At 69.2% G+C, this 22,936-nt stretch carries 24 protein-coding genes and 1 tRNA gene; 12 read left to right on the top strand and 13 right to left on the bottom strand.

The window, feature by feature from the left end; genetic code table 11:
- Window positions 1-62 precede the first annotated feature (62 nt).
- Entirely contained in the window at window positions 63-812 is a 750-nt protein-coding gene (locus AC3CBB_RS17030; RefSeq protein WP_488625470.1) for a phosphoglyceromutase, read from the bottom strand.
- Window positions 813-852: 40 nt separating this feature from the next.
- Between AC3CBB_RS17030 and AC3CBB_RS17025 the strand changes: the two genes are divergently transcribed.
- Complete coding sequence (locus AC3CBB_RS17025; protein ID WP_488626762.1) at window positions 853-1,662, top strand: class I SAM-dependent methyltransferase; 810 nt, start codon at window positions 853-855, stop codon at window positions 1,660-1,662.
- Between the two features lie 40 nt (window positions 1,663-1,702).
- On the opposite strand, the gene AC3CBB_RS17020 is transcribed toward AC3CBB_RS17025, so the two are convergent.
- The 4 genes from AC3CBB_RS17020 to AC3CBB_RS17005 form a co-directional block, all read right to left on the bottom strand.
- Window positions 1,703-2,782 (bottom strand): FUSC family protein, encoded by a 1,080-nt coding sequence (locus AC3CBB_RS17020; RefSeq protein WP_488625469.1) that lies wholly within the window; start codon window positions 2,780-2,782, stop codon window positions 1,703-1,705.
- Between the two features lie 2 nt (window positions 2,783-2,784).
- The gene (gene ygfZ, locus AC3CBB_RS17015; RefSeq protein ID WP_488626761.1) at window positions 2,785-3,897 is read right to left on the bottom strand and encodes a CAF17-like 4Fe-4S cluster assembly/insertion protein YgfZ; all 1,113 of its coding nucleotides are present in this window, start codon (window positions 3,895-3,897) and stop codon (window positions 2,785-2,787) included.
- Window positions 3,887-4,492 (bottom strand): nitrobindin family protein, encoded by a 606-nt coding sequence (locus AC3CBB_RS17010; RefSeq protein ID WP_488625468.1) that lies wholly within the window; start codon window positions 4,490-4,492, stop codon window positions 3,887-3,889. Before AC3CBB_RS17010 ends, ygfZ begins: the two co-directional genes overlap by 11 nt.
- Before the next feature lie 165 nt (window positions 4,493-4,657).
- Window positions 4,658-4,939 carry a hypothetical protein gene (locus tag AC3CBB_RS17005; protein WP_148061228.1) on the bottom strand — a complete coding sequence of 94 codons (282 nt, stop codon included), beginning with the start codon at window positions 4,937-4,939 and terminating at the stop codon, window positions 4,658-4,660.
- A 105-nt stretch (window positions 4,940-5,044) separates the two neighbouring features.
- On the opposite strand from AC3CBB_RS17005, the gene AC3CBB_RS17000 reads away from it, so the two are divergent.
- Both AC3CBB_RS17000 and mshD read left to right on the top strand, forming a co-directional pair.
- The gene (locus tag AC3CBB_RS17000) at window positions 5,045-5,728 is read left to right on the top strand and encodes a winged helix-turn-helix domain-containing protein (protein ID WP_123507047.1); all 684 of its coding nucleotides are present in this window, start codon (window positions 5,045-5,047) and stop codon (window positions 5,726-5,728) included.
- Window positions 5,712-6,593 (top strand): mycothiol synthase, encoded by an 882-nt coding sequence (gene mshD, locus AC3CBB_RS16995; RefSeq protein ID WP_488625467.1) that lies wholly within the window; start codon window positions 5,712-5,714, stop codon window positions 6,591-6,593. The genes AC3CBB_RS17000 and mshD overlap by 17 nt, the downstream gene beginning before the upstream one ends.
- Here the strand turns inward: mshD and AC3CBB_RS16990 are convergent.
- From AC3CBB_RS16990 to AC3CBB_RS16980, 3 genes are read right to left on the bottom strand one after another with little or no spacing between them, the layout of a single operon-like run.
- Window positions 6,550-6,888, bottom strand: coding sequence for a hypothetical protein (locus tag AC3CBB_RS16990; RefSeq protein WP_123507045.1), 339 nt, complete (start codon window positions 6,886-6,888; stop codon window positions 6,550-6,552). The two genes, mshD and AC3CBB_RS16990, sit on opposite strands and share 44 nt — an antisense overlap.
- A 58-nt stretch (window positions 6,889-6,946) precedes the next feature.
- The gene (locus AC3CBB_RS16985; protein WP_123507044.1) at window positions 6,947-7,210 is read right to left on the bottom strand and encodes a hypothetical protein; all 264 of its coding nucleotides are present in this window, start codon (window positions 7,208-7,210) and stop codon (window positions 6,947-6,949) included.
- A gap of 4 nt (window positions 7,211-7,214) precedes the next feature.
- Window positions 7,215-7,688, bottom strand: a complete 474-nt coding sequence (locus AC3CBB_RS16980) for a hypothetical protein (RefSeq protein ID WP_148061226.1) — start codon at window positions 7,686-7,688, stop codon at window positions 7,215-7,217.
- A gap of 286 nt (window positions 7,689-7,974) precedes the next feature.
- On the opposite strand from AC3CBB_RS16980, the gene AC3CBB_RS16975 reads away from it, so the two are divergent.
- The 6 genes from AC3CBB_RS16975 (at window position 7,975) to pstB (ending at window position 15,576) form a co-directional block, all read left to right on the top strand.
- Complete coding sequence (locus tag AC3CBB_RS16975) at window positions 7,975-10,149, top strand: RNA degradosome polyphosphate kinase (RefSeq protein ID WP_123507042.1); 2,175 nt, start codon at window positions 7,975-7,977, stop codon at window positions 10,147-10,149.
- Window positions 10,150-10,151: 2 nt separating this feature from the next.
- Window positions 10,152-11,123 carry an NUDIX hydrolase gene (locus AC3CBB_RS16970; RefSeq protein ID WP_488626760.1) on the top strand — a complete coding sequence of 324 codons (972 nt, stop codon included), beginning with the start codon at window positions 10,152-10,154 and terminating at the stop codon, window positions 11,121-11,123.
- A 293-nt stretch (window positions 11,124-11,416) separates the two neighbouring features.
- Window positions 11,417-12,514: a phosphate ABC transporter substrate-binding protein PstS gene (gene pstS, locus AC3CBB_RS16965; protein ID WP_488625466.1), complete on the top strand. Its 1,098-nt coding sequence runs from the start codon at window positions 11,417-11,419 to the stop codon at window positions 12,512-12,514.
- Window positions 12,515-12,658: 144 nt separating this feature from the next.
- Entirely contained in the window at window positions 12,659-13,618 is a 960-nt protein-coding gene (pstC, locus tag AC3CBB_RS16960; RefSeq protein WP_123507038.1) for a phosphate ABC transporter permease subunit PstC, read from the top strand.
- Window positions 13,618-14,694, top strand: coding sequence for a phosphate ABC transporter permease PstA (gene pstA, locus AC3CBB_RS16955; RefSeq protein ID WP_488625465.1), 1,077 nt, complete (start codon window positions 13,618-13,620; stop codon window positions 14,692-14,694). The genes pstC and pstA overlap by 1 nt, the downstream gene beginning before the upstream one ends.
- Before the next feature lie 102 nt (window positions 14,695-14,796).
- Window positions 14,797-15,576 carry a phosphate ABC transporter ATP-binding protein PstB gene (gene pstB / locus AC3CBB_RS16950; RefSeq protein WP_123507036.1) on the top strand — a complete coding sequence of 260 codons (780 nt, stop codon included), beginning with the start codon at window positions 14,797-14,799 and terminating at the stop codon, window positions 15,574-15,576.
- Between the two features lie 110 nt (window positions 15,577-15,686).
- Here pstB and AC3CBB_RS16945 read toward each other — a convergent pair whose 3' ends face one another.
- The 3 genes from AC3CBB_RS16945 to AC3CBB_RS16935 form a co-directional block, all read right to left on the bottom strand.
- Complete coding sequence (locus tag AC3CBB_RS16945) at window positions 15,687-16,538, bottom strand: anti-sigma factor (RefSeq protein ID WP_488625464.1); 852 nt, start codon at window positions 16,536-16,538, stop codon at window positions 15,687-15,689.
- Entirely contained in the window at window positions 16,535-17,134 is a 600-nt protein-coding gene (locus tag AC3CBB_RS16940) for a sigma-70 family RNA polymerase sigma factor (RefSeq protein ID WP_488625463.1), read from the bottom strand. The genes AC3CBB_RS16945 and AC3CBB_RS16940 overlap by 4 nt, the downstream gene beginning before the upstream one ends.
- A gap of 461 nt (window positions 17,135-17,595) precedes the next feature.
- The gene (locus AC3CBB_RS16935) at window positions 17,596-18,228 is read right to left on the bottom strand and encodes a DNA-directed RNA polymerase subunit beta (protein WP_123507033.1); all 633 of its coding nucleotides are present in this window, start codon (window positions 18,226-18,228) and stop codon (window positions 17,596-17,598) included.
- Between the two features lie 54 nt (window positions 18,229-18,282).
- Between AC3CBB_RS16935 and AC3CBB_RS16930 the strand changes: the two genes are divergently transcribed.
- Window positions 18,283-18,355 (top strand) — tRNA-Lys (locus AC3CBB_RS16930).
- Window positions 18,356-18,439: 84 nt separating this feature from the next.
- Here the strand turns inward: AC3CBB_RS16930 and AC3CBB_RS16925 are convergent.
- The gene (locus AC3CBB_RS16925; RefSeq protein ID WP_488625462.1) at window positions 18,440-19,381 is read right to left on the bottom strand and encodes an aldose 1-epimerase family protein; all 942 of its coding nucleotides are present in this window, start codon (window positions 19,379-19,381) and stop codon (window positions 18,440-18,442) included.
- Between the two features lie 22 nt (window positions 19,382-19,403).
- Window positions 19,404-20,210 carry a DeoR/GlpR family DNA-binding transcription regulator gene (locus tag AC3CBB_RS16920; protein ID WP_123507031.1) on the bottom strand — a complete coding sequence of 269 codons (807 nt, stop codon included), beginning with the start codon at window positions 20,208-20,210 and terminating at the stop codon, window positions 19,404-19,406.
- A gap of 83 nt (window positions 20,211-20,293) precedes the next feature.
- Between AC3CBB_RS16920 and galT the strand changes: the two genes are divergently transcribed.
- Window positions 20,294-21,400 (top strand): galactose-1-phosphate uridylyltransferase, encoded by a 1,107-nt coding sequence (gene galT, locus AC3CBB_RS16915; RefSeq protein ID WP_488625461.1) that lies wholly within the window; start codon window positions 20,294-20,296, stop codon window positions 21,398-21,400.
- Window positions 21,397-22,596: a galactokinase gene (gene galK, locus AC3CBB_RS16910; protein ID WP_488625460.1), complete on the top strand. Its 1,200-nt coding sequence runs from the start codon at window positions 21,397-21,399 to the stop codon at window positions 22,594-22,596. The genes galT and galK overlap by 4 nt, the downstream gene beginning before the upstream one ends.
- Window positions 22,597-22,936 lie beyond the last annotated feature (340 nt).

The following is a 22,936-nucleotide window of genomic DNA, read 5'->3' as shown; positions in this document are numbered from 1 at the left end:
CTCCTTTGTAGCGACTATTGTCTCAATGTGTTGCTACAAAAGCAACGGGTCGCGTGGGCGCTCTACTTCTTGCCCTGCGCGGCGACAGCGGCAGCACCGGCGGCAGCGGCCTCGGGGTCGAGGTACCTGCCCGGGCCGGTCGGGTGGAAGTCGTCGTCGAGCTCGTAGACGAGCGGGATGCCGGTGGGGATGTTCAGCTCGGCGATCTCGTCGTCCGAGATGCCGTCGAGGTGCTTGACCAGCGCGCGCAGCGAGTTGCCGTGCGCAGTGACCAGCACGACGTCGCCGGCGGCCAGGCTCTCCGTGATGTCGCTCTCCCAGTAGGGGATCATGCGCTCGATGACGAGTGCGAGCGACTCCGTGCGGGGGGCGTCGATCCCGAGCTCGGCGTAGCGCTTGTCGTGCGCCTGCGAGAACTCGCTGTCGTCATCGAGCGGCGGCGGCGGCACGTCGAACGAGCGGCGCCAGGTCTGGAACTGCTCGGGGCCGTACTCCTCGAGGGTCTGCGCCTTGTCTTTGCCCTGGAGGGCGCCGTAGTGACGCTCGTTCAGACGCCAGGATCGCTTGACGTCGATCCAGAGGCGGTCGATCTCTTCGAGAGCGATGTCGGCGGTCTGGATCGCCCGGGTCAGGCGCGATGTGTAGAGGATGTCGGGCAGCAGGTCGGCTTCGCGGAGAAGCTCGCCGGCGCGCTTCGCCTCGGCGAGACCCTGCTCGCTCAGGCGGACGTCGACCCACCCGGTGAAGAGGTTCTTCTGGTTCCACTCGCTGTTGCCGTGCCTGAGGAGGATGAGGGTCGAAGTCATGGCCACGATCCTATCGCCGCCTCTCGGCAGGCGACGCCGTCTTACGATGGGTGCCATGCCGATCGGTCAGGTCACACGGGGGACGACGGGCGCGAACCGTCTTCGCCGCGTCGATCGGTGGATCGCCGCGCTTCCCGAGTTCCTGCGCTCCCCTGATCCGCTCGTGGTCGACCTCGGCTACGGTGCCAGCGCGACGACTCCGCTCGAGCTGCACCAGCGCCTCTCGCGGGTGCGCGACGACGTCGAGGTGATCGGCATCGAGATCGAGCCGGAGCGCGTGGCGACGGCATCGCTGTCGGCGAGGCCCGGGGTGTCGTTCCGGCTCGGCGGCTTCGAGGTGCCGCTCGACGGCGACCGGCGGCCCGCAGTGATCCGCGCGTTCAACGTGCTGCGGCAGTACTCCGAAGCAGACGTCCCCGCCGCCTGGGACCTCATGACGTCGCGCCTGGCTCCTGACGGGGTGCTCGTCGAGGGCACCTGCAACGAGGTCGGCCGGGTCGCGAGCTGGATCGACCTCACCGCCGACGGCCCGCGCACCTTCACTGCCTCGCTGCACCTGGCGTCGCTCGAGACTCCGTCGATCATCGCCGAGCGGCTTCCCAAGGCGCTGATCCACCGCAATGTCGAGGGTGAGCGCGTGCACGCCTTCCTCGACGACCTGAGCCGGAACTGGCAGTACAACGCCGGGCTCGCCGTCTACTCGCCGGTGCAGCGGTGGCTCGCCACCGTCGATGCCATGCGCGACGGGGGCTGGCCCGTGCTGCACGGCCGCACCCGCTGGCGTCTCGGCGAGATCACGGTGCCGTGGGCCTCGGTCGCGCCGGCTGCTGCGACCCTGCCGCCGGGGGCGCAGTAGCGGCCAGCTCAACCCCCGTGCTCGCCGGGCCGGACGCCGGCTAGAGCGCCGGCAGACGCCCGCGGGCGTCGTCGTGCGCCATCCCCGTCGCCATGAGCAGGTCGATGACGAGCGGGCGCAGCATGAGCACGAGCACGGTCTCGCCGACCGGCGCTCCGGGCAGGACGAGAGCCGGGTCGAGCCGGCCGCCGACGGCCTCCAGCGCGTCACGGGCAGCGGGCCGCTTCTCGACGTCGGCGAGCGACTCCCCCAGCACCTGGGTCGCGACGGCGATCCGCGATACGAGGTCGGCCAGCTCGGGACGTCGTCGGCCGTCGCCGATCGTCGTGTCGATTCGGCGCGTGACGACCCGCAGGTTGCGAACGGCGAGGTCGAGGTAGCGCAGCAGGCGGGCCTCCTCGGTCACGGCAGGGAGCCGCCGCCTCAGGAAGGGCGAGATGCGCGAGATCGACTGCGCCGTTCCGAGGGTCGCCGCCCAGTCATCCAGAAGCGGCTGCGTCGCCCGCAGCCGGTCGAGCGCCGCGTCGGCCCTGCGCACGTCGTCATGCCGCAGAGCGGCGACGATCGCGGCGAAGGCGGGCTCGAGCTCGGCGAAGAGACGCCGGGCGTCGGCGCGAGCGAGGCCGATCGGGTCACGCGGGATGATCGCCGTGACAGCGATCGCGACGCCGCCTCCGACCAGGCCGTCGAGCGACCGGGTGAAGGGCCCTCCCGCAGGATCCGGCAGCAGCATCACGAACATCGACTGGGTCGCTGCCGCCACCGCGAACGCGCTCGACGCCGAGAAGAACCTGGCGATCACGAGCGCGGCGAGCAGCACGACGCCGTACTGCCAGACGCCCTTGCCGAACACGATGAGCAGCAGCTCGCTCAGGGCGATGCCGATGACGACGCCGATCGCATTCTCGAGCACCCGCCGGGGGCGTGCGTCGCGGGCGAACCCGAGCGACGAGATGGTGACCGTCACGGCCAGGATCGGGATGGCGTGCCCGATTCCGTAGTGCGTGATGGCGTAGGCCGCGCCCGCGGCGAGGACGATCTGGATTATCGCCGGGATCGACGACCGGACCCGGGCGAGGGAGGTGACGAGATCGGTACGCGAGAAGAACGGGACGCGCACGGTCAGCGCCGCACGGCTCCCAGGCGCGGCAGACGCGGGACACCCGCGGCGGCACCGGCCTCGGGAGGCACGATGACCTCCTGCGCGGCCGCGATCTCGATGCCGTCGGCGCTCACGACGAGCTGCGCGCTCACGTCGACCGTCCGCTTGACGACAGCCAGCGCGATCGGGCCCAGCTCGAAGTGGATCGCGCTCGACGTGATCGAGCCGACCTCGTTCTCACCGGCGAAGACGGGGGATCCCGGCGCCGGCAGCACGGTGTCGGAGCCGTCGAGGTGCAGCATCACGAGGCGTCGCGGCGGGTGCCCCAGGTTGTGCACCTTCGCGACGGTCTCCTGGCCGCGGTAGCAGCCCTTGTCGAGGTGGACGGCCGACCGGAGCCAGTCGAGCTCGTGGGGGATCGTGCGCTCGTCGCGCTCGTGCACGAGGCTGGGCCGCCAGGCGGCGACGCGGAGCGCCTCGAGGGCGAGCGAACCGGCCACGGGCACGCCGGACGCCGCGACCTCGGCCAGCGACTCGCGGCTCACGACGGTCTCGCGATACGACCAGTCGCGCGCGGGGTGGATGGCGGCGTCGGAGTAGCCCACGCCGCCGACCGCGATGGACGCCCACGGGTCGAGCCAGACGAGCGGGACGCCCGACGGCGCGGCGGCGGGAAGCCCGAGCTCGCCGAACGAGCCGAGCACGGCGAAGTCGGCGCTGCGGTCGGCGACCTCGACGCGGAGCATGAATCGCATCCGGTCGAGCCAGACGGCGAACGACTCGACGGCAGCCGCGTCGACGAGGAGCCACGTCGTCTCGCCGTCGTCGACGACACCGGCAGCGTGCTCGACACGGCCCGAGGGATCGAGGAGGAGCGTCTCGGTCGAGACACCGGGAGCCAGCCTCTTGAGGCTCTGGCTGGTGAGCGAGTCGAGCCACGAGAGGCGGTCCGGGCCGGTGACCGTGATCAGACCCCGGGACGGCACCTGGACGACCGCGGTGCCGGCGCCCAGCGCCCTCTGCTCCACCAGCGGATTGCCGAAGTGCGCGGCGACACCCGTCGCCTCGTCGGCGACGAAGCCGGGCCGGGTGGAGAACGGAGAGGGAGTGCTGATCGACGCGTCAGTCGACATGAGCGAGTCGCCCCGATGCATGGGTGCGGAGCTCATGGCCGAGCGCCGCTACGTCCCACGCCCAGAGGAGGTGGTTGTCGACGAGGCCGTACATGCGGGTGGCCGCCGAATACTCTTTGGCGTGGCTCGACCGCACGACGGCGTCGGTCGAGAGGTCGATGCGCGGGCCCTTGACCCGGCCGAGGTAGAGCTCGTTGACACCCGTCGGGTGCACCAGCGACACCTCGAGGTTGAAGCCGTCGTCCGGGGTGCGCAGGACCTCGACGGCGCGAGCGGTCGTGAAGGGCTGAATGCCGACGCCCGGGAGCATGCCGGGACCGCGGTCGCCCTCTTCGGCGGGGCGGTCGAGCCGCCAGTAGCCGGTCTCGCTCACCAGCGGCGTGCGCTCGTCGTCGAGCAGCCAGCTGTACGAGCTGTAGTTGAGGAACGGCAGGCCGTCGTGGCTGAAGCTCACGCGCTGCCCGAACTCGTGGGTGCGTCGCGAATCGGGGTCGTCGCCCGTCTTGTAGTCGACGACTCCGGTGCCTTCCCAGACGCCGAGGAGCCACGACAGGGGCACGAGCTCGGCCGGCAGATCGGTGGGGATGTCGATCATGCGGCGCCGATCTCAGGGGCCACTAGCGCTGTCCTTTGAACAGCTTGACCAGAACGGTGACCGCGACGAAGGCGATGCAGAGGGAGGCCAGTACGAGCAGGCCGATGTAGAACATCTCGAGGGGAAGCAGCGAGTCCATAGGCTCCATGCTACCCGCGACCCCCGTCAGAGCGAGAGAAGAGCGAGGACTCCGGTCGCGATTCCCAGCACCACGAGACTGCCGCTCAGGCTCAGCATCGTGCGGTCGACGAGGCCGTCCTTCTCCCGCGTCGCCAGCTGCAGGCAGAACGTCACCAGGATCGAGGCCCCGAGCACCAGAGGCAGCCAGGTCAGGAACCCGTCGCCCTTGACCGTCAGACCGACCACGATCGCCCCCGCGAGAGCGACGCACCAGACCGGAATCGTCGTGGCGAGACGGAGACGGGTGCGGCGCGAGATGGTTTCCACGACCACCATCCTCCCCCACTCGAGCCTTGCGGGCACCCACTAGGGTTATCGGGGGCAAGTTCGGCGTGACTTAGAATCGTCGAGAGTACATCTACTGGAGGTCGTGTGGCGCAGCTCTTGGTCCTGACCTCCTCCGGTACGTCTGAAGTCCTTCCGGCGCTGGCTCTCCTCAGCCACCGCACCCGGCAGATCCCCGCAGAGCCCGCGCACCTCGTGAACGCCCCGTCGAGCGACCTCATCTTCGTCGACGCCCGGACCGACCTCTCCAGCGCCAAGGCGCTCTGCAAGATCCTTCGCACCACCGGCGTCACCGTTCCCCTTGTCTTGGTGCTCACCGAGGGCGGCCTCACCGCCGTCAACTCCGAGTGGGGCGTCGACGACGTCATCCTCGAGTCGGCCGGCCCCGCCGAGGTCGACGCGCGCATCCGCCTCGTCACCGGCCGCCTCGCGCAGAGCCAGTCGGGCTCCAAGATCCAGGCCTCCGGCGTCGTGATCGACGAGGCCAGCTACTCGGCCAAGGTCCACGGCCGCCCGCTCGACCTCACCTTCAAAGAGTTCGAGCTCCTCCGCTTCTTCGCGACGCACCCCTCGCGGGTCTTCACGCGCGAGCAGCTGCTCAGCGAGGTGTGGGGCTACGACTACTTCGGCGGCACCCGCACCGTCGACGTCCACGTTCGGCGCCTTCGCGCCAAGCTCGGCGACCTCGAGTCGCTGATCGGCACCGTGCGAAACGTCGGCTATCGCTTCAACGTCTACGACGACGACCAGCGAGATGTCCTCACCTCATAGTGCGCTGACGACGCTGGCCGCCGAGGCGGCGGCGGCGGACGGCGCTCCTCCTTTCTCCGACCAGGCACTGGTCGAGGCGCGCTCGGGCGACGCCCGCGTGATCGGCGGCGACGACGCTGCCGCGATCCTGCGCCCGGGCGAAGCCGAGCTCGTCGTGCGTCCGTCCGCGCGCGGCAGGGGCCTCGGAACCTCCCTTCTCCACTCCGTGCTCGACGCGACCACCGGCCCGCTCGCCGTCTGGGCGCACGGCGACCACCCGGGTGCGCGCCGTCTCGCCGAGGGGTTCGGGTTCACCCCCACGCGTCGGCTCCTCCAGCAGCGCGCCTCCGTCCCTTCGGGATTCACGGCGCAGGAACTCCCTGGCGGCACCACCGTCCGAGCGTTCCACCCCGGCGCCGACGACACCGCCTGGCTCGAGCTCAACGCCCGCGCGTTCGCCTCGCACCCCGAGCAGGGCTCCCTGACGCAGCTCGACCTCGATGCGCGAATGGCCGAGGAGTGGTTCGACGCCGACGACTTCCTCCTCCTCTCGCTCGGCGACGAGCTCGTGGCGTTCGCCTGGCTGAAGGTGGAGCCGGACGCCTCGGTCGGCGAGTTCGCTGCGCCCATCGGCGAGTTCGCTGCGCACATCGGCGAGTTCGCTGCGCCCATCGGCGAGTTCTATGCCGTGGGTGTCTCCCCGGATCACCAGGGCGAGCACCTCGGAGGAGCAGTGGTCGACGCCGGCCTGGCACGCCTGGCGGCGCGCGGCGTCGCGACCGCGTCCCTCTACGTCGAGGGCGACAACGACGCGGCCCTCGGCCTCTACGCGACCCGCGGCTTCACCGACCACGCGATCGACGTGCAGTACTCCCTCGCCCGCTGACCTCGCCGCCCGCCCGCCCCGGCACTTCGTCGGGGTACTGCAGGGCGACGATCCCGAGCGGAAGAGCAAGGACGATCGCCACCACGCCGACGGCGACCCCCGATCCGGTGATGGTGACCGTGGGCGTCGCGCTGACATCTCGAACGCCATCGAAGGTCGCGACGAGCGGGATGCCGATGCTCGTGCCGTTCGCGAAGGCGACCGCTGCCAGCACCATGCCGACGACCACCACGACTCCGATCGCGATCAGGAGAGCGCAGACGACAACGAAGACGCGATCGATTCTGGGAGACATGCGTCGGGACGAAGGGCCACCCGTTTCCCAGTCGGGGAGCCGATCGGCGAGACCTATGTCAATCACTGACCACGACCTCCGGGCCGACGGTTGCTACGGGTGGAAACGCGAAGCTGATCATCGTGATGACCGGAATGGCCGTGATGACTCCGGCAACCACCCAGAGCATCACCATCGCGCGCTTCGACTGACGCACAGTCGTGAAGCGCGCGGCGAGCGCGACCAGAAGACCCCCGCCCGGGACGATGGCGCCAAAGACGATGATTCCCAGAACGAATAGGGCCACCGCACGACCGTCCACGGCGACCTTCCCGACCGGCACTGCCTCAGGACGCACGGCTCGTCATCGTTCCGTTGGCCTTCAGCATCATGGACATCGCCAGCGTCCAGTTGATCGGACTGCCGTTCGCCACCGCCTGCACCTTGTAGGTCTCGCGGTTCACGACGTTCGCGCCGGAACGCGGCTGAGTGCAGGCGACCGTAGCAACGTTCACCCCGAAGCCCCAGCTGCCGGCGACACCGCAGGAGTGCGATCCTTTCTTGCCTCGGTACGTCTGCTCCTTCGACCAGGCCCTCGCCCCGTCGTAGTAGAACGTGCCCTTGTGAATCTCCTTGTACGTCCCGCCGTACTTCGTCTGACTCCACGCCTTCGAGCGGACCGTGCCGGCTTTGACGGCGCGAGCGAAGCCAGTCTGGTCCGCGTCGACCACGACGTCGTCGAGCTCGGACGCATCGACGACGATCGTGGGGCCAGACGTCGACTCCGTCACGACGGAGCAGACGCTCGCGACCTCCGTCATCGATCCCCCCACCTCGACCACGGCCTGCTTGCAAGCCGAATCCACTTCTGTGGCGCGCCCACTCCTCGGCTCCCCATCAGCGGCAGAGGCCGGCAGCGCATTCGCCCCGACGAGAACCCCGACAACCGCGAGTCTGGCAACGATCCTGCTCTTCACAACCCCTCTCAATCCCCCTGCGGCCATTCATTAATACATCACACACGGATTTCACCGCAATGCGGCCGGAGTTACCAACAGTTCACGCTCGGCCGCACGGTCGGGCACCGGCGGGTGGCAGGATTGAGCAATGGACAGCGAACCCTACGTTGACGGCGCAGCCGTGAGCAACGACCTCATGGACGACTTCGACGACATCGTCTCGTTCGACGGCGATGGCACCCTGCCCACCGACCGCTTCCTCGACCGCGAGATCAGCTGGCTGGCGTTCAACCAGCGCGTTCTGGAGCTCGCCGAAGACCCCACGACGCCGCTTCTCGAGCGGGCCAACTTCGCCGCCATCTTCGCCAGCAACCTCGACGAGTTCTTCATGGTGCGCGTCGCCGGTCTCAAGCGCCGCATCTCGACCGGCCTCGCGGTGCCCACCAACATCGGCACGGCCCCGAAAGACGTCCTGGCCTCGATCAACCGCAAGGCGTACGCCCTGCAGGCCCGGCACGCGGCGGCCTTCCAGGACTCCATCAAGCCCGACCTCGACACCGCCGGCATTCATGTCGAGATGTGGTCCGACCTCGCCGAGGCCGACCGCGCGACCATGCACGACGTGTTCTCGAACCAGATCTTCCCCGTGCTCATGCCGCTCGCGGTCGACCCGGCGCACCCCTTCCCCTACATCTCCGGCCTGTCGCTGAACCTCGCTGTTCGCGTCCGCAACCCGAAGAACGAGAAGCAGGAGTTCGCGCGCCTCAAGGTGCCCCAGGTGCTCCCGCGGTTCGTGCAGCTCCCCGACGACTCGAGCGGCCGCCTGCGGTTCATCCCCCTCGAAGACCTCATCGCGAACCACCTCCAAGACCTCTTCCCGGGCATGGAGATCATCGAGCACCACGTCTTCCGCGTCACGCGAAACGAAGACGTCGAGATCGACGAGGACGAGTCCGAGAACCTCATCCAGGCCCTCGAGAAAGAGCTCCTGCGCCGTCGTTTCGGTCCGCCGATCCGTCTCGAGATCACTGAAGACATGGATCCCGTGACGCTCGAGCTCCTCGTCCGCGAGCTCGACATCACCGACCAGGAGGTCTACCGCCTCCCGGCGCCGCTCGACCTCGCCGGTCTGTTCGAGATCGCCAAGATCACGAACCCCGAGCTCCACTTCGCCAAGCACCTGCCGACCACTGCCGTCCAGCTGCTCCCGACCGAGCCCAACATGAAGCCCGACATCTTCGCGAGCATCGGCCGACGCGACGTGCTGGTGCACCACCCCTACGAGTCCTTCGCGACGAGCGTCCAGGCCTTCCTGGAGCAGGCCGCCGCCGACCCCAACGTGCTCGCCATCAAGCAGACGCTCTACCGGACGTCGGGTGACAGCCCGATCATCGAGGCGCTCATCGACGCCGCCGAGGCCGGCAAGCAGGTGCTGGCCCTGGTCGAGATCAAGGCCCGCTTCGACGAGCAGAACAACATCACCTGGGCCCGCAAGCTCGAGAAGGCCGGCGTCCACGTCGTCTACGGACTCGTCGGCCTGAAGACGCATTGCAAGCTCGCCCTCGTCATCCGGCAGGAGAAAGACGGCCGGCTGCGTCACTACACGCACATCGGCACGGGCAACTACAACCCCAAGACGAGCCGCATCTACGAAGACCTCGGCCTCTTCACCGCTGACGATCAGGTCGGCAAGGACGTCACGCGCCTGTTCAACGAGCTGTCGGGCTACGCGATCGAGAAGAAGTTCAAGCGACTCCTCGTCGCACCGCTCCACCTGCGCAAGGGGCTCATCAAGCGCATCGCCGTCGAGGCCGAGAACGCCGCCGCGGGAAAGCCCTCGGGCATCCGCATCAAGATCAACTCGATGGTCGACGAGGAGATCATCGACGCGCTCTACCACGCGAGCAACGCCGGGGTGCCGATCGACATCTGGGTGCGCGGCATCTGCGCGCTGAAGGCCGGCATCCCCGGTCTCAGCGAGAACATCCGCGTCCGCTCCATCCTGGGCCGCTACCTCGAGCACTCCCGCCTGTTCTGGTTCCACAACGAGGGCGACCCCCAGGTCTACATCGGCAGCGCCGACATGATGCATCGCAACCTCGACCGTCGCGTCGAGGTCCTGGTCCGCCTCGTACAGGACGACCACCTGGCCGAGATCTCCGCGCTCTTCGACCTCGCCATGTCGCCCGAGACCACCTCCTGGCACCTCACGCCGGACGGCGAGTGGACCAGGCACGCGCGCGGTGACGACGGCCAGATCCTCTCCGACATGCAAGACGGCCTCATGCGGCAGATCAGCAAGAGAAGGCGCTCCGCCCGGTGAGCATGCGAGACGCTTCGACGGTCCACCCCGGCGCGCGCTCCTCGGCGACCACCGTCGTCGCCGCGGGAGCCGTGTGCTGGCGCATGGTGGAGGGCAAGGTCCGGGTGCTGCTGATCCACCGCGACCACCGCCACGACGTCTCCTTCCCGAAGGGCAAGGTCGATCCCGGCGAGTCCACCCCGCAAGCCGCCGTGCGCGAGATCGCCGAAGAGACGGGCTACCGCGTCGGCCTCGGCGCACCCCTCGGCACAGCCGAGTACCTGCTGCCCGGAGGGCGCGACAAGGTCGTCCACTACTGGGCGGCCGAGGTGACCGACGAGCAGCATGCCGCCGCCGGCGTCTTCGCACCGAACGACGAGGTGGCACGGATCGAGTGGGTCCCGATCGCCAAGGCCCGCCACCAGCTCACCTACGAGCGCGACGCCGAGATACTCGATCGCTTCGCCGACCGCGTCGCCGCCGACCAGGCCAGGACGTTCGCCATCGTCGCCCTTCGCCACGCGAAGGCCATCTCGCCCGGCGAATGGGCCGGGAGCGACTCGACGCGGCCCCTGCTTCCCGCCGGCCGCAAACAGGCGAGGAGCGTCGCGCCCGGTATCGCGGCCTGGCGCCCCCGGAAGATCGTCAGCAGCACGGCCGCCCGGTGCCTCGCGACGGTCGAGCCCCTGTCGACGGCGACGCGCGTCGGCGTGAAGGACAGTGATGCGATCAGCCAGGACGCCTACGAGTCCGGCACCGATGACATCGCCGGCGCCGTGAAGAAGCGGCTCAAGAAGCAGGTCGACGCCGTGCTCTGCAGCCACGGACCCGTGCTGCCCGAGATCATCCGCCAGGTGGCGTCGCAGACGCGCGGCGGCCACCGCCTCGATCTGAGGCAGTACGCGTCGCTGGGGCTGGCCGACTACACCGTGCTGCACGTCGCGCACTCGGACGGCACGCTGGTCGCCGTCGAGACGCACGGTCCGACCGTCTAGCGACCACCCCGAGTTCCTGCGCCCGATTCGGGCCCCGCGCCCGCGCTCAGCGCGACGAGGCGGACCGTGAACGGCTCATTACTCCGCGGCGGTCTCGAAGCCGCGATGCCCGGCGCTTGTTCCCCCGGCGTTAACCTTCCGTTCACCCAATCGGACGAACGTCGTTAACGCGCAAACGTAGCCTCGCTCGCGGGTCAGCACCGGCCCGATGCTCGACGAGGTCCAGCGCCTGAGGCACTGCGATGCGACGAGCAGGTCCAGCATCACGACACGACTTCCCCGAAAGGAAATCTGTGAACATCAAGCGAGTTGGCAGCATCGCCGCCATCGCCCTCGTCGGCACCATCGCGCTCTCCTCCTGCGCTTCGAACGAGGATGCCGCCCCCGGCAGCTCGTCGAGCGGCGGAACCAGCCTCTCCGGCACCATCAACGGCATCGGCTCGTCCGCCCAGGGCGTCGCCGAGACCACCTGGGCCGCAGGCTTCCAGGAGGCCAACGGAACCGGCGTCACCGTCAACTACGACCCGCAGGGTTCCGGCGCCGGGCGCACCAGCTTCATCTCGGGTGCCGCCGACTTCGCCGGCTCCGACGCCGCTCTCTCGGACGACGAGATCAAGTCGACCTTCGCCGGCTGCGCAGCCGACTCGAAGGCCATCGACCTCCCCGTCTACATCTCCCCGATCGCCGTCGCGTACAACGTCGACGGCCTCAAGGACCTCATCCTCGACGCCGACACCATCGCCGGCATCTTCAGCGGCAAGATCACCAAGTGGAACGACTCGGCGATCGCCAAGCTGAACCCCGACGCGACGCTGCCCAGTGCCTCCATCACGGTCGTGCACCGCTCCGACGACTCGGGCACCACGCAGAACTTCACCGAGTACCTCGCCGCCGAGGCGAAGTCGGTCTGGACGAAGCCCGCTTCGCAGACCTTCCCCTACTCGGTGGGTGACGCGGCCAAGGGCACCTCGGGTGTCGCCGACGCCACGAAGAACTCGAAGAACTCGATCACCTACATCGACGAGTCGGCCGCAACCGGCCTCTCGGTGTCGCAGCTCGTCGTCGGTGGCACCGCCACCAAGATCAGCGCCGACGGTGCTGCCGCTGTCGTCGCGAAGTCGCCGCTCGTCGAGGGCCGCGCCGACAACGACCTCGCCATCAACATCGACCGCACCCTCACGGACTCGGGCGACTGGCCGATGGTCCTGGTCTCGTACATGATCGCCTGCGACACGTACAAGGACAGCGCCAAGGGCGACCTGGTCAAGGCCTACGCCACCTACGCCGCGAGCGACGCCGGCCAGAAGGCCGCCGCTGCTCAGGCCGGTTCCGCTCCCCTCGACAGCGACCTCGCTGCCAAGGTCGCGACCGCCGCTGCGACGATCAAGTAGCACCCGCTCCACCCAGCATCACCTGGTCCGGGTCGCAGCCCCCGCGGCTGCGACCCGGACCTCCTCTGATTCACCTGGCATTCGCCCAACGCGCTTCACCACCCGACAGTCATGCGGCCCCCGGCCAGAGCAGGATTTCACTTCATGACCGCTTCCGCGGAAAGCCCCACGAAGACCGCCACTCCCCCGAAGGCGGTCATCCGGATCGGCGACCGGGTGTTCTCGCTCGCGACCGTGCTGTCCGGCTCCCTGATCCTGGTCGTCCTGGCTGCGACCGCTGTCTTCCTGATCGTCCAGAGCCTTCCGGCGCTGACGGCGAAGCCGGGCCAGATCCCGAACGACGCGGCCAACTTCTGGGTCTACGTCGGCCCGCTGGTCTTCGGCACCGTCTGGGCGGCCCTGCTCGCGCTCATCATCGCGACCCCGCTCTCGATCGGCATCGCGCTCTTCATCTCGCACTACGCGCCGCGCCGGATCAGCCAGCTGCTCGGCTACATCATCGACCTCCTGGCGGCCGTCCCCTCCGTCGTGTTCGGCCTCTGGGGCGTGCTCGTCCTGGCCAAGTTCATTCAGCCGTTCTACACGACACTCGTCAACACGCTGGGCTGGATCCCGCTCTTCCAGGGTCCGGTGTCGGGCACCGGCAAGACGATCCTCACCGCCGCCATCGTGCTGGCCGTGATGATCCTGCCGATCATGACCGCGGTCATGCGCGAGATCTTCCTCCAGGCCCCGCGCCTCCACGAAGAGGCGGCTCTGGCCCTCGGCGCGACGCGCTGGGAGATGATCCAGATGGCCGTCCTGCCGTTCGCCCGCTCCGGCATGGTGTCGGGCATCATGCTCGGGCTCGGTCGCGCGCTCGGCGAGACCCTCGCCATCGCCATCGTCCTGTCGCCGGCGACGGTGATCAACGTCTTCCTGCTGACGAGCCAGAACCCGAACACCATCGCGGCGAACATCGCGACGCAGTTCCCCGAGGCCCAGGGCGTCGCCCTGAACACGCTCATCGCGTCCGGCCTCGTCCTCTTCGTCATCACGCTGCTGGTCAACATGGCCGCGCGATTCATCGTCAACCGCCGCAAGGCCTTCTCGGGAGCCAACTGATGTCGGTCGCCGTCCGCAACACCCGCGCGAACACCCTCACCGCCGGGAAGCTCCCCAAGGGCGCACCGTGGGGCCTGCTCATCGTCAGCTGGCTCATCTTCATCGGCGTCTTCGCTCTTCTGCAGGCATCCGGCACGACCACGGACTTCAACTTCGTGGGCGCCTTCTTCTTCGGCACGATCCTCTTCGACATCCTCATCGTCGTCATCTCGATGGTGGTCGAGGGCGGTCGCAAGGCGAAGGACCGCCTCGTCACCTCGCTGGTGACGACGGCCTTCATCATCACGCTGCTGCCGCTGATCTCGCTGATCTACACGGTCATCTCGCGAGGCGTCGCACGGTTCGACTCCGCCTACTTCAACGAGTCGATGCGCAACGTCATCGGCGCCGGCGGCGGCGCGGTCCACGCCATCGTCGGAACCCTCGAGGTCACCGCCTTCGCCGCGCTCATCTCGATCCCGATCGGACTGCTCACCTCGATCTACCTGGTCGAGTACGGCCGCGGTCGCCTGGCCCGCGCCATCACCTTCTTCGTCGACGTCATGACGGGCATCCCGTCGATCGTCGCCGGGCTCTTCGCCTACTCGCTCTTCGCCCTCTTCGCCGGCCCCTCGATCCGCGCCGGCATCGTCGGCTCGGTCGCGCTCAGCGTCCTGATGATCCCGGTCGTCGTCCGGTCGTCGGAGGAGATCCTCAAGATCGTGCCGAACGAGCTGCGCGAGGCCAGCTACGCCCTCGGCGTGCCGAAATGGCTCACGATCGTGAAGATCATCCTGCCCACGTCGATCGCCGGCCTCACGACAGGCGTCATGCTCGCCATCTCACGCGTCATCGGCGAGACCGCGCCGCTGCTGATCACCACGGGCTTCACGACGAGCATGAACTACGACCTCTTCAGCGACCGCATGATGACGCTCCCCGTCTTCGTCTACACGCAGTACGCGAACCAGGGTCCTGACGCGACGCCGTTCCTCGAGCGCGCCTGGACGGGCGCCCTGGTGCTCATCCTGATCGTCATGGCGCTGAACCTCCTCGCTCGCCTGATCGGCCGCCTCTTCTCTCCCAAGCTCCGCTAGATAGCGGAAGCAACAGCCTCCGCTAGAAAGCGGAAGCAACAGCCTCCGCTAGACAGCGGAAGCAACAGCCTCCGCTAGCCAGCAATCTCGACTAAGGAAACCGTGTCCAAGCGCATCGAAGTCAAAGACCTCAACGTCTACTACAGCAAGTTCCGCGCTGTCGAAGACGTCAACATCACCATCGAGCCCCGCACCGTCACGGCGTTCATCGGTCCGTCCGGCTGCGGCAAGTCGACCTTCCTCCGCACCCTCAACCGCATGCACGAGGTCATCCCCGGCGCCTACGTCGAGGGCGAGGTGCTCATCGACGGCAACGACCTGTACGGCGAGGGCGTCGACCCGGTGCTCGTGCGCCGCCAGGTGGGCATGGTCTTCCAGCGCCCGAACCCGTTCCCGACGATGTCGATCCGTGAGAACGTCCTCGCCGGCGTGAAGCTCAACAACCGCCGCATGGGCAAGGTCGAGGCCGATGAGCTCGTCGAGAAGTCGCTGACCGGCGCCAACCTCTGGAACGAGGTCAAGGACCGCCTCGACAAGCCCGGCTCCGGCCTCTCGGGCGGTCAGCAGCAGCGCCTCTGCATCGCGCGCGCCGTCGCCGTCTCGCCCGACGTGATCCTCATGGACGAGCCCTGCTCGGCCCTCGACCCGATCTCGACCCTCGCCATCGAGGACCTCATCGAGGAGCTCAAGCAGCAGTACACGATCGTCATCGTGACCCACAACATGCAGCAGGCCTCGCGCGTCAGCGACAAGACCGCGTTCTTCAACATCGCAGGCACCGGCAAGCCGGGCAAGCTCATCGAGTACAACGACACTGCGACGATGTTCTCGAACCCGTCGGTCCAGGCCACCGAAGACTACGTCTCGGGCCGCTTCGGCTGATCGGCGGCCACGCGCTAAACGCGTGAGCCCCAGTCGTCTGACTGGGGCTCACGCCTTTCGCGGTTGCGCTCCCTCACACACAGAGAGGCGCAGGAACTTCCTGGCGGCGGCTAAGCGCTCTGCAGCGCGACCACCGGCGTCGAGGTCGGCTGCTTCGACCCTCCGGCCGGCTCGACCGTGATGCCCACGGTGTCGCCCTTCTGCAGGTCGCCCTGGAGCACCTGCGTCACGGAGTTGCCGTTGACGGCCATGGTGCCGGCCGACTTGACGTCGGAGCCCTTGATGTACCAGAGCTGGTAGGTCTTGCCCGAGGGCAGGGCCGTGGCGCCGTTGACGACGACAGCCGAGCGCTGGAGGTCGTTCGACCAGTACAGGGTCGCCTTGCCGCCGGTCGAGATGTCGGCCGCGGTGTGCTGGACGTCGTTCGCGGCAAGGATCGAACCGATGTCCGGGCCGATGGCAACCTGGCTGCTCGGCGAGGTCGCCGGGTTGAGCTGGTCGTTGAGGGCGACTCCGCCAAAGATCAGCGCACCGGCTGCGGCCACGCTCAGGAGCATGACGCCGGGACGCATGAACCAGCGCTGACGCGCCAGCGGGATGGGCTCGAGAATCTCGGCCTCGGTCGATACGGCGGGGGCGTCGGCGGTGGGCCGGCGTTCCTGCGCCACATCCGTGACGTCGGGAGCGGAGAGCCGGGGCAGCTGCGGCGTCGAGCCGATGAGGTCGAGGACGCTCGCACGAAGAGCCGGCGAAGGAGTGATGGGCTCGACGGCGTAGCCGAGGAGCAGGGCCGTGTCGGTCAACTCGGCGGTCTCCTGTCTGAGGTCGGGGTCGTCCGCGAGGCGGGCTTCGAACGCTTCGCGCTCAGCCTCGTCTAGGGCGTTGAGCGCATATGCGCCGGAAAGGGTGTCGATGTCAGGGTTCATGGGGCCGCCGCCGGACGTCGAGCTGTGCCTGCTCATGACGCCACTCCTAGTTCGTCGCGAAGGCGGATCATGCCGTCGCGGAGTCGGGTCTTCACCGTTCCGATGGGAACGTGAAGCATGTCGGAGACCTCGCTGTGCGAGTAGCCCCCGTAGTAGGCGAGAGTCACAGCCTGTCGCTGCAGCTCCGTCAGGCGGCCGAGCGCTCGCTCGACCCGCTCGTGCTCGATGCGGATCTCGACCTGCTCGGTGACCGAGTCGTAATCGGTCTCGAAGTCGCGGATTCCGATCTTGGTGTCGCGGTCGCGGCTCGACTGGCTGGCCCGCACGCGGTCGACCGCTCGGCGGTGGGCCATCGTGAGCATCCAGCTCGAGGCCCCGCCCTTGTTGTGGTCGAAGCGGGTCGCGGTCTGCCAGATCTCGAGGAACACCTCCTGGGTGACCTCTTCGGACTGCGAGTGGTCTTTCAAGAGTCGCTTGATCAAGCCCAGCACGCGGGGTGCCGTCATGTCGTACAACTGCGCGAAAGCCTCGCGGTCGCCTTCGGCAACTCGCTCGAGGAGTGCCTCGGGAGTCGGCGGGACTCCCGTGTCACGCCCGGGATCATCCATATCTCGGCTCACAAGCTCCAGCATGTCAGGTTGCACCTCCATCCGCACTTGTCGTGGTTGTCGGCGCTGGTACTGAGGTGGCCCTCCCGCACGAACGCCGTCTGGGATGGCCGGAGCCCGGGTGCGTGCGAGAGGACCACCTCGGTGAACCGGACCTAGGGAGTCCGATTAGCGCCTGGTGGAGATGTTTGCGGGTTGTTCTCTCGCAATGTGTTCGGCACCGCGGCCCCGGGGGTTTGGCCTGCCTGGGAGGTTTCTTGAAAGACCTCCTTAACGGGAAAGCGCCGGGCCGCAGAAACGCCTCTCGGCGCGAGGCCGCTCGAAGCGGCTAATTTTGGAGCCCGGGGTTTGCTGCGGCCCGGCGACATCCACTGTAGCGAGAACCTCGACCGCGGGCCGGGGAGTCCGCACAGAGCGAACTCGGGAATAGCCGGGCGTGTGTCCTGCTCGTCTTGTCGAGGCTGCCGTCTTGTCGAGGCTGCCGTCTAATCCAGGCTGCCGTCGCGCCAGCGGGCCGAGCAGGCGTGCAGGTCGGTCGCCAGCTCGGTGAGGCGGAGCGCGCGACGGGTGAGCTCGACGGAGCGGTCGGGCTCGATGACGTCGAGGTCGTCGGCGACGCTGGCCGCACCAGACGCCGCCAGACGGGCGAAGGCGGCGCCGCGCTCGAGAGCGAGGCCGAAGTCGCCCTCGAAGACGCCGCGCAGGATACGGTCGGCGAGCTCGAGGATCTCTTCCGGGCTGGCCGGCATCGGCGCACCCGCCACGATCGGGTCGATGGTCGCGCTGATGCGGGAGCCGCGCTCGAACAGGTAGGTGATGTCGTCCGGGCTCTGGCGGATCACGGCGCGCAGCAGGTAGATGCGCCAGAGCGCGCCGGGCAGGCTGTGCGGGGTCGCGCCAGCCCACAGCTCAGCGAGCGCGTCGATCCCGTGCGAGTCGGTGAAGGCGACCAGGCGGTCGAGGATCTCGGGGGTGGGATCGTTGCGGACCCGCGCCAGAAGGGCCGCGGCCGACTCGTGGGCGACGCGGTGCATGACGGCCGGGTCGTCGCCGCCCTGGAACGCCTCGAACTCGTGGCCGGCGAACTGCGTGGGGCGGTGGAAGTCGCGTGGGGGCACTCGCCCAAGGGTACGCCTGGTCGCCCACGAGGTTGCTAGGCTTGATGACTGCACGGGCCTCTAGCTCAGTCGGTAGAGCATCGGACTTTTAATCCGTTGGTCGTGGGTTCGAGCCCCACGGGGCCCACTCGTATCGTAACGGCGGCGACGTTGCCTTCTCAGACAGCTGCGGGGCCGTCCGCCGGGTCTGTCGCCCGCTGGAGGGCGGCGACTAGGGGGCCGGGGAGTAGGCGACGCCCCACCGGCCGGTCCAGGTCTCGCCGGGGGCGAGCCACACCAGGCCCTCGCCCGAGGCCAGCGCGTTGGCCGGAGCACTCATCGGCTCGGCCGCGAAGGCCAGGCCCTTCACGCCGTCGCGCGGGAAGTTGCGGGGCGTGAACACCTGCATGTACGGGTACGCGGCGTCCATCCACATTGTCGTCGACGAGCCGTCGGGGGCCGCGAGCGTGATGTGGCGGTGCCCCTCGCCGTCGGTGGCGATGTCGGTGTAGCCGGCGTCGATGTCGAGGTCGCCGAGCAGCGGGGAGCCGGTCAGGTCGAACGGAGTGCCCGCGACGGGCGCCGTGCCGACGGGGATGCTGCGGACGTTCGTCTCGAAGCGGGTGGCGGCGTCGAGGGTGACCCGGAGGGAGGCGGGGTCGTGGCCGCCGACACGGAAGAACGGGTGGGCCCCGACGGCGATCGGCGCAGTTCCTGCGCCCCGGCCGGTCACGGTGTGCGTGACGACCATGCCTCCGTCGACGAGCTCGTGCCGCACGGTGGTGTCGAGGCGGAACGGGTAGCCGTGCTGCGGGAAGACCGACGCCGACTGCGTGATCGCGTGCTCTTCGACCGAGACGGCGCGGTAGGGCGAGAAGCGGAGGAGGCCGTGGCTGGCGTTGCCCTTGGCGACCTCGGTGATGTCGAGCTGCTGGGGCTTGCCGTCGAGGGTCCAGGTGCCGCCGTCGACGCGGTTGGGCCACGGGACGAGGGTGATGCCGGAAGCCGACGGGGGCGCCTCGTGCTCGGAGAAGGTCTCGGCGACGGCCACTCCGCCGACCTCGAGGGCGCGGAGACCCGCGGCGACCTCGGTGACGATGGCCGTCACGACGCCGCCGGGGGCGTCGAGTCGGAGGTGGTACTGCTCGCCGGTGGGCGGGGCGACGTCGGTCACGCGGGACTCCTAGGTCGGGATGTCAGCTGGAAAGAGGCGCATCCGCCTCGACCACGGCGAGCCCGGCCGCTCGGAGGGCGGCCACGCTCTCCGTCGAGGCACCGGCGGTGACGAGCCCGTCGAACCTGTCGAGCGGACCGATCACGCCGAGATGCGCTTCTCCCATCTTGCCCCCGTCGGCCACGATGATCGAGCGCCGGGCGGTCTTGACCATGAGGCGCTTGAGGTCGGTCTCGGGGAGGTTCACGTTGGTGACCCCGTGGTCGACGTCGATCCCGGTGCAGCCGAGGAAGGCGATGTCGGCGGTGATGCCGTCGAGCACGGTGGTCGCCAGGGGATTCACCAGCGAGTGCTGCAGCGGGCGGAGCGTGCCGCCGGTGACGATCACCGTCAAGCGCGGCACGGCGCGCTCGAGCTCCAGGGCGATCGTGAGGCCGTTCGTCACGACGGTCACGCCGATCAGGTCGGTGCGCTCGAGGAGGGCGAGAGCGACCTGCGTCGTCGTCGTGCCGACGTCGAGCACGACGCACTGGCCGTCGCGCACCATCGCGGCGGCTGCGACCCCGATGGCGCGCTTGGCGTCGGAGCCGACGGCCTCGACCTCTTCGAACGACCGCTCGACGGGGGCCTGGTCGACGGCCATCGCTCCCCCGTGCACGCGGACCACGCGCGAGGACGCCGCGAGGGCCTCGAAATCGGTGCGGATCGTGACCTCGGAGGTGCCGAACTCGCGCGCCAGGTCGGCGGTGCGGGCGAAGCCGTGCGCCTCGACGTAGGCGACGACCCCATCTCGCCGACGTGCGGCTGTGGCGCCGGAGGTGGATTCCATGACCCGATCTTCGTATACTTTCAACTGCCTTCGCAAGCGAAAGACGCACTGCGGCCTGGCACCGTGCACACCCAAGGAGGGGCATGCCCATCGCGATCCGCCCGACCGTCCTCGCCGACGGTCGCGAGCTCATCTACTTCGACGACGCCGACACGACGCTGTCGCCGGAGCGCAAGCCCGACCTGCGCCCGCTCGACCCGCGCCCCGAGACCGCGACGATGCGGCAGGACGTCCTGACGGGCGAGTGGGTGTCGATCGCCGCATCACGTCAGAACCGCGCCTTCCTTCCCCCGGCCGAGCTCGACCCGCTGGCTCCGGCCAGCGAGACGAACCCGTCCGAGATCCCCGACAACTACGACGTGGCCGTGTTCGAGAACCGCTCGCCGTCGTTCGGCCCCGAGCTCCCGCCCGACGCCGCCAACGCGCCGCACGACCTCGCCGACCTCTCGTCGCTCGGCTTCGGCCGCACTCGCACGTCGGTCGGCCGCTGCGAGGTCGTCTGCTTCAGCCCCGACACCTACGGCTCGTTCGCCGGGCTGTCGGAGTCACGAGCCCGCACGGTCGTCGAGGCGTGGGCGCACCGCACCGAGGCGCTCAGCGCGCTGCCGGGCATCCAGCAGGTCTTCCCGTTCGAGAACCGCGGCGAGGCGATCGGCGTCACGCTGCACCACCCGCACGGCCAGATCTACGCCTACCCCTACGTCACGCCGCGCACCCAGCGCCTCCTCACGAGCATCGACCAGTACGGGCCGACGCTGTTCGCCGACCTGCTCGAGAGCGAGCGCACCGGCCCGCGCGTGCTTCTGTCGGGCGAGCACTTCACGGCGTTCGTGCCGTTCGCCGCGCGCTGGCCCGTCGAGATCCACCTGCTGCCGCACCGCCACGTACCCGACTTCGCCGGGCTCACCCCGGACGAGCGCGACGAGCTCGCCGTGATGTACCGCCGCCTGCTGCGCGGCGTCGACGCGCTCTACGACGACCCCACGCCGTACATCGCCGCGTGGCACCAGGCGCCGATCAATGTCGGTCGCGATACGGTGCGTCTCATGCTGCAGATCACGTCCCCGCGCCGGGCGGCGACGAAGCTCAAATTCCTGGCCGGCTCGGAGGCCGCGATGGGCGCCTGGATCGGCGACCTCGTCCCCGAGAAGAGCGCCGAACTGATCCGAGAGGCAATCGAGCGAGCATGACGTCACCATCTTCTTCCGAGAGCAGCGCATCTTTCGAGGGCGCCACCTCCTTCGAGGGCGCCTTCGACACCGCCGTCGTCGGGCGCTGGGCGGCCCCCGGCCGGGTCAACCTGATCGGCGAGCACACCGACTACAACGACGGCTTCGTGCTTCCGCTCGCGATCGACCGCGACACGACCATCACCGTCGGAGTCCGCGACGACCGACTCCTCCGCGTGGCCTCCTCCTTCGAGGCCGGCGTCCACGAGATCTCGCTCGACGACCTCGACACGACGCAGATGTCCGGCTGGTCGGCCTACGTCTTCGGCATCGCGTGGGCCCTGCAGCAGAAGCTAGGGGCGCAGGGCAGTGATTCGCAGGAACTCACCACCGCCGCCGGCCTCGACATCTGGGTCGACTCCGACGTCCCCGTGGGCGCGGGCCTGTCGTCGTCCGCGGCCATCGAGTGCGCCGTCGCCGTCGCCCTCACCGACCTCTGGCACCTCGACGTGACCCGGCCGTTCCTGGCCTCCGTCGGGCAGCTCGCCGAGAACGACGCCGTCGGAGCCCCCACCGGCATCATGGACCAGTCGGCGTCGCTGCTCGGCCGCGCCGACTCCGCCGTCTTCCTCGACTGCCGCAGCCTCGACGCCGAGGTGATCGACCTCGGCTTCTCCGCCGCCTCGCTCGAGCTGCTTGTGATCGACACCCGCGTCGAGCACGCGCACGCCACCGGCGGGTACGTCGACCGCCGCGCCTCGTGCGAGCGCGGAGCCCGCGAGATGGGCGTGTCGTCGCTGCGCGACCTCGACGTCGACGACCTGCCTCGCGCCGCCGAGGTGCTCGACGACGAGACGTTCCGCCGCGTGCGGCACATCCTCACCGAGAACCGGCGCGTGCTCGACACCGTGCGCACCCTCCGCGAGAAGGGCCCGGGCGCCATCGGCGCGCTGCTCGACGCCTCGCACGCGTCGATGCGCGACGATTTCGAGATCTCGGTGCCCGAGCTCGACCTGGCCGTCGCGACGGCGCAGGCCACCGGCGCCGTCGGCGCACGCATGACCGGCGGCGGCTTTGGCGGCTCGGCGATCGCGCTCGTGCCGACCACCGCGCGCGACGCCGTGACGGCGGCCGTGCTGGCGGCGTTCGCCGTCGCGGGGTATCGCGAGCCGACGGTCTTCGCGGTGCACGCCGCCGACGGGGCGCGACGGGTCTAGCTCGCTCTCGAAGCCGGCCGCCCCGAGTTCCTGCGCCCCGGGTCGGGGGTGTGCTCGCTGTGCTTGGCGTTGCCCGCCCCGCCGAATCGGCACAAGCCCGCCGGGCAGACGGCGGGGCTCTGCCGTTCCGGCGGGGGTTCGCGCCCGGAGCCACGGGGCTAGGCCGTTCCGGCGGGCACCGGCCGGTCCTGCGGGGCCACCGCGGCCAGCGGCCACGCCCGCCGGATCGGCACGATCCCGGGCCTTGCCCGCCGAATCGGCGCGATGCCGCCGAAGAAACCGCGGCGCTCCGCCGTTCCGGCGGGCGCCGTGCCGTGACCGCGGCGAAGTGCCGGTGGGA

It is taken from the genome of Frondihabitans sp. OV104 (assembly GCF_057787745.1).
This window is presented reverse-complemented; position numbering and strand designations above follow the sequence as displayed.

What these genes read in the sequence shown, in the direction of transcription:
- pstA (WP_488625465.1), top strand. Translation starts at nt 13,618, where the DNA reads ATGTCGGTCGCCGTCCGCAACACCCGCGCGAACACCCTCACCGCCGGG.
- AC3CBB_RS16945 (WP_488625464.1), bottom strand. Translation starts at nt 16,538, where the DNA reads ATGAGCAGGCACAGCTCGACGTCCGGCGGCGGCCCCATGAACCCTGAC.
- AC3CBB_RS16920 (WP_123507031.1), bottom strand. Translation starts at nt 20,210, where the DNA reads ATGGAATCCACCTCCGGCGCCACAGCCGCACGTCGGCGAGATGGGGTC.
- AC3CBB_RS16980 (WP_148061226.1), bottom strand. Translation starts at nt 7,688, where the DNA reads ATGACGGAGGTCGCGAGCGTCTGCTCCGTCGTGACGGAGTCGACGTCT.
- mshD (WP_488625467.1), top strand. Translation starts at nt 5,712, where the DNA reads ATGTCCTCACCTCATAGTGCGCTGACGACGCTGGCCGCCGAGGCGGCG.
- AC3CBB_RS16940 (WP_488625463.1), bottom strand. Translation starts at nt 17,134, where the DNA reads ATGCTGGAGCTTGTGAGCCGAGATATGGATGATCCCGGGCGTGACACG.
- pstC (WP_123507038.1), top strand. Translation starts at nt 12,659, where the DNA reads ATGACCGCTTCCGCGGAAAGCCCCACGAAGACCGCCACTCCCCCGAAG.
- AC3CBB_RS16975 (WP_123507042.1), top strand. Translation starts at nt 7,975, where the DNA reads ATGGACAGCGAACCCTACGTTGACGGCGCAGCCGTGAGCAACGACCTC.
- ygfZ (WP_488626761.1), bottom strand. Translation starts at nt 3,897, where the DNA reads ATGTCGACTGACGCGTCGATCAGCACTCCCTCTCCGTTCTCCACCCGG.
- AC3CBB_RS17010 (WP_488625468.1), bottom strand. Translation starts at nt 4,492, where the DNA reads ATGATCGACATCCCCACCGATCTGCCGGCCGAGCTCGTGCCCCTGTCG.
- AC3CBB_RS17025 (WP_488626762.1), top strand. Translation starts at nt 853, where the DNA reads ATGGGTGCCATGCCGATCGGTCAGGTCACACGGGGGACGACGGGCGCG.
- AC3CBB_RS16970 (WP_488626760.1), top strand. Translation starts at nt 10,152, where the DNA reads ATGCGAGACGCTTCGACGGTCCACCCCGGCGCGCGCTCCTCGGCGACC.
- galK (WP_488625460.1), top strand. Translation starts at nt 21,397, where the DNA reads ATGACGTCACCATCTTCTTCCGAGAGCAGCGCATCTTTCGAGGGCGCC.
- AC3CBB_RS16990 (WP_123507045.1), bottom strand. Translation starts at nt 6,888, where the DNA reads ATGTCTCCCAGAATCGATCGCGTCTTCGTTGTCGTCTGCGCTCTCCTG.
- galT (WP_488625461.1), top strand. Translation starts at nt 20,294, where the DNA reads ATGCCCATCGCGATCCGCCCGACCGTCCTCGCCGACGGTCGCGAGCTC.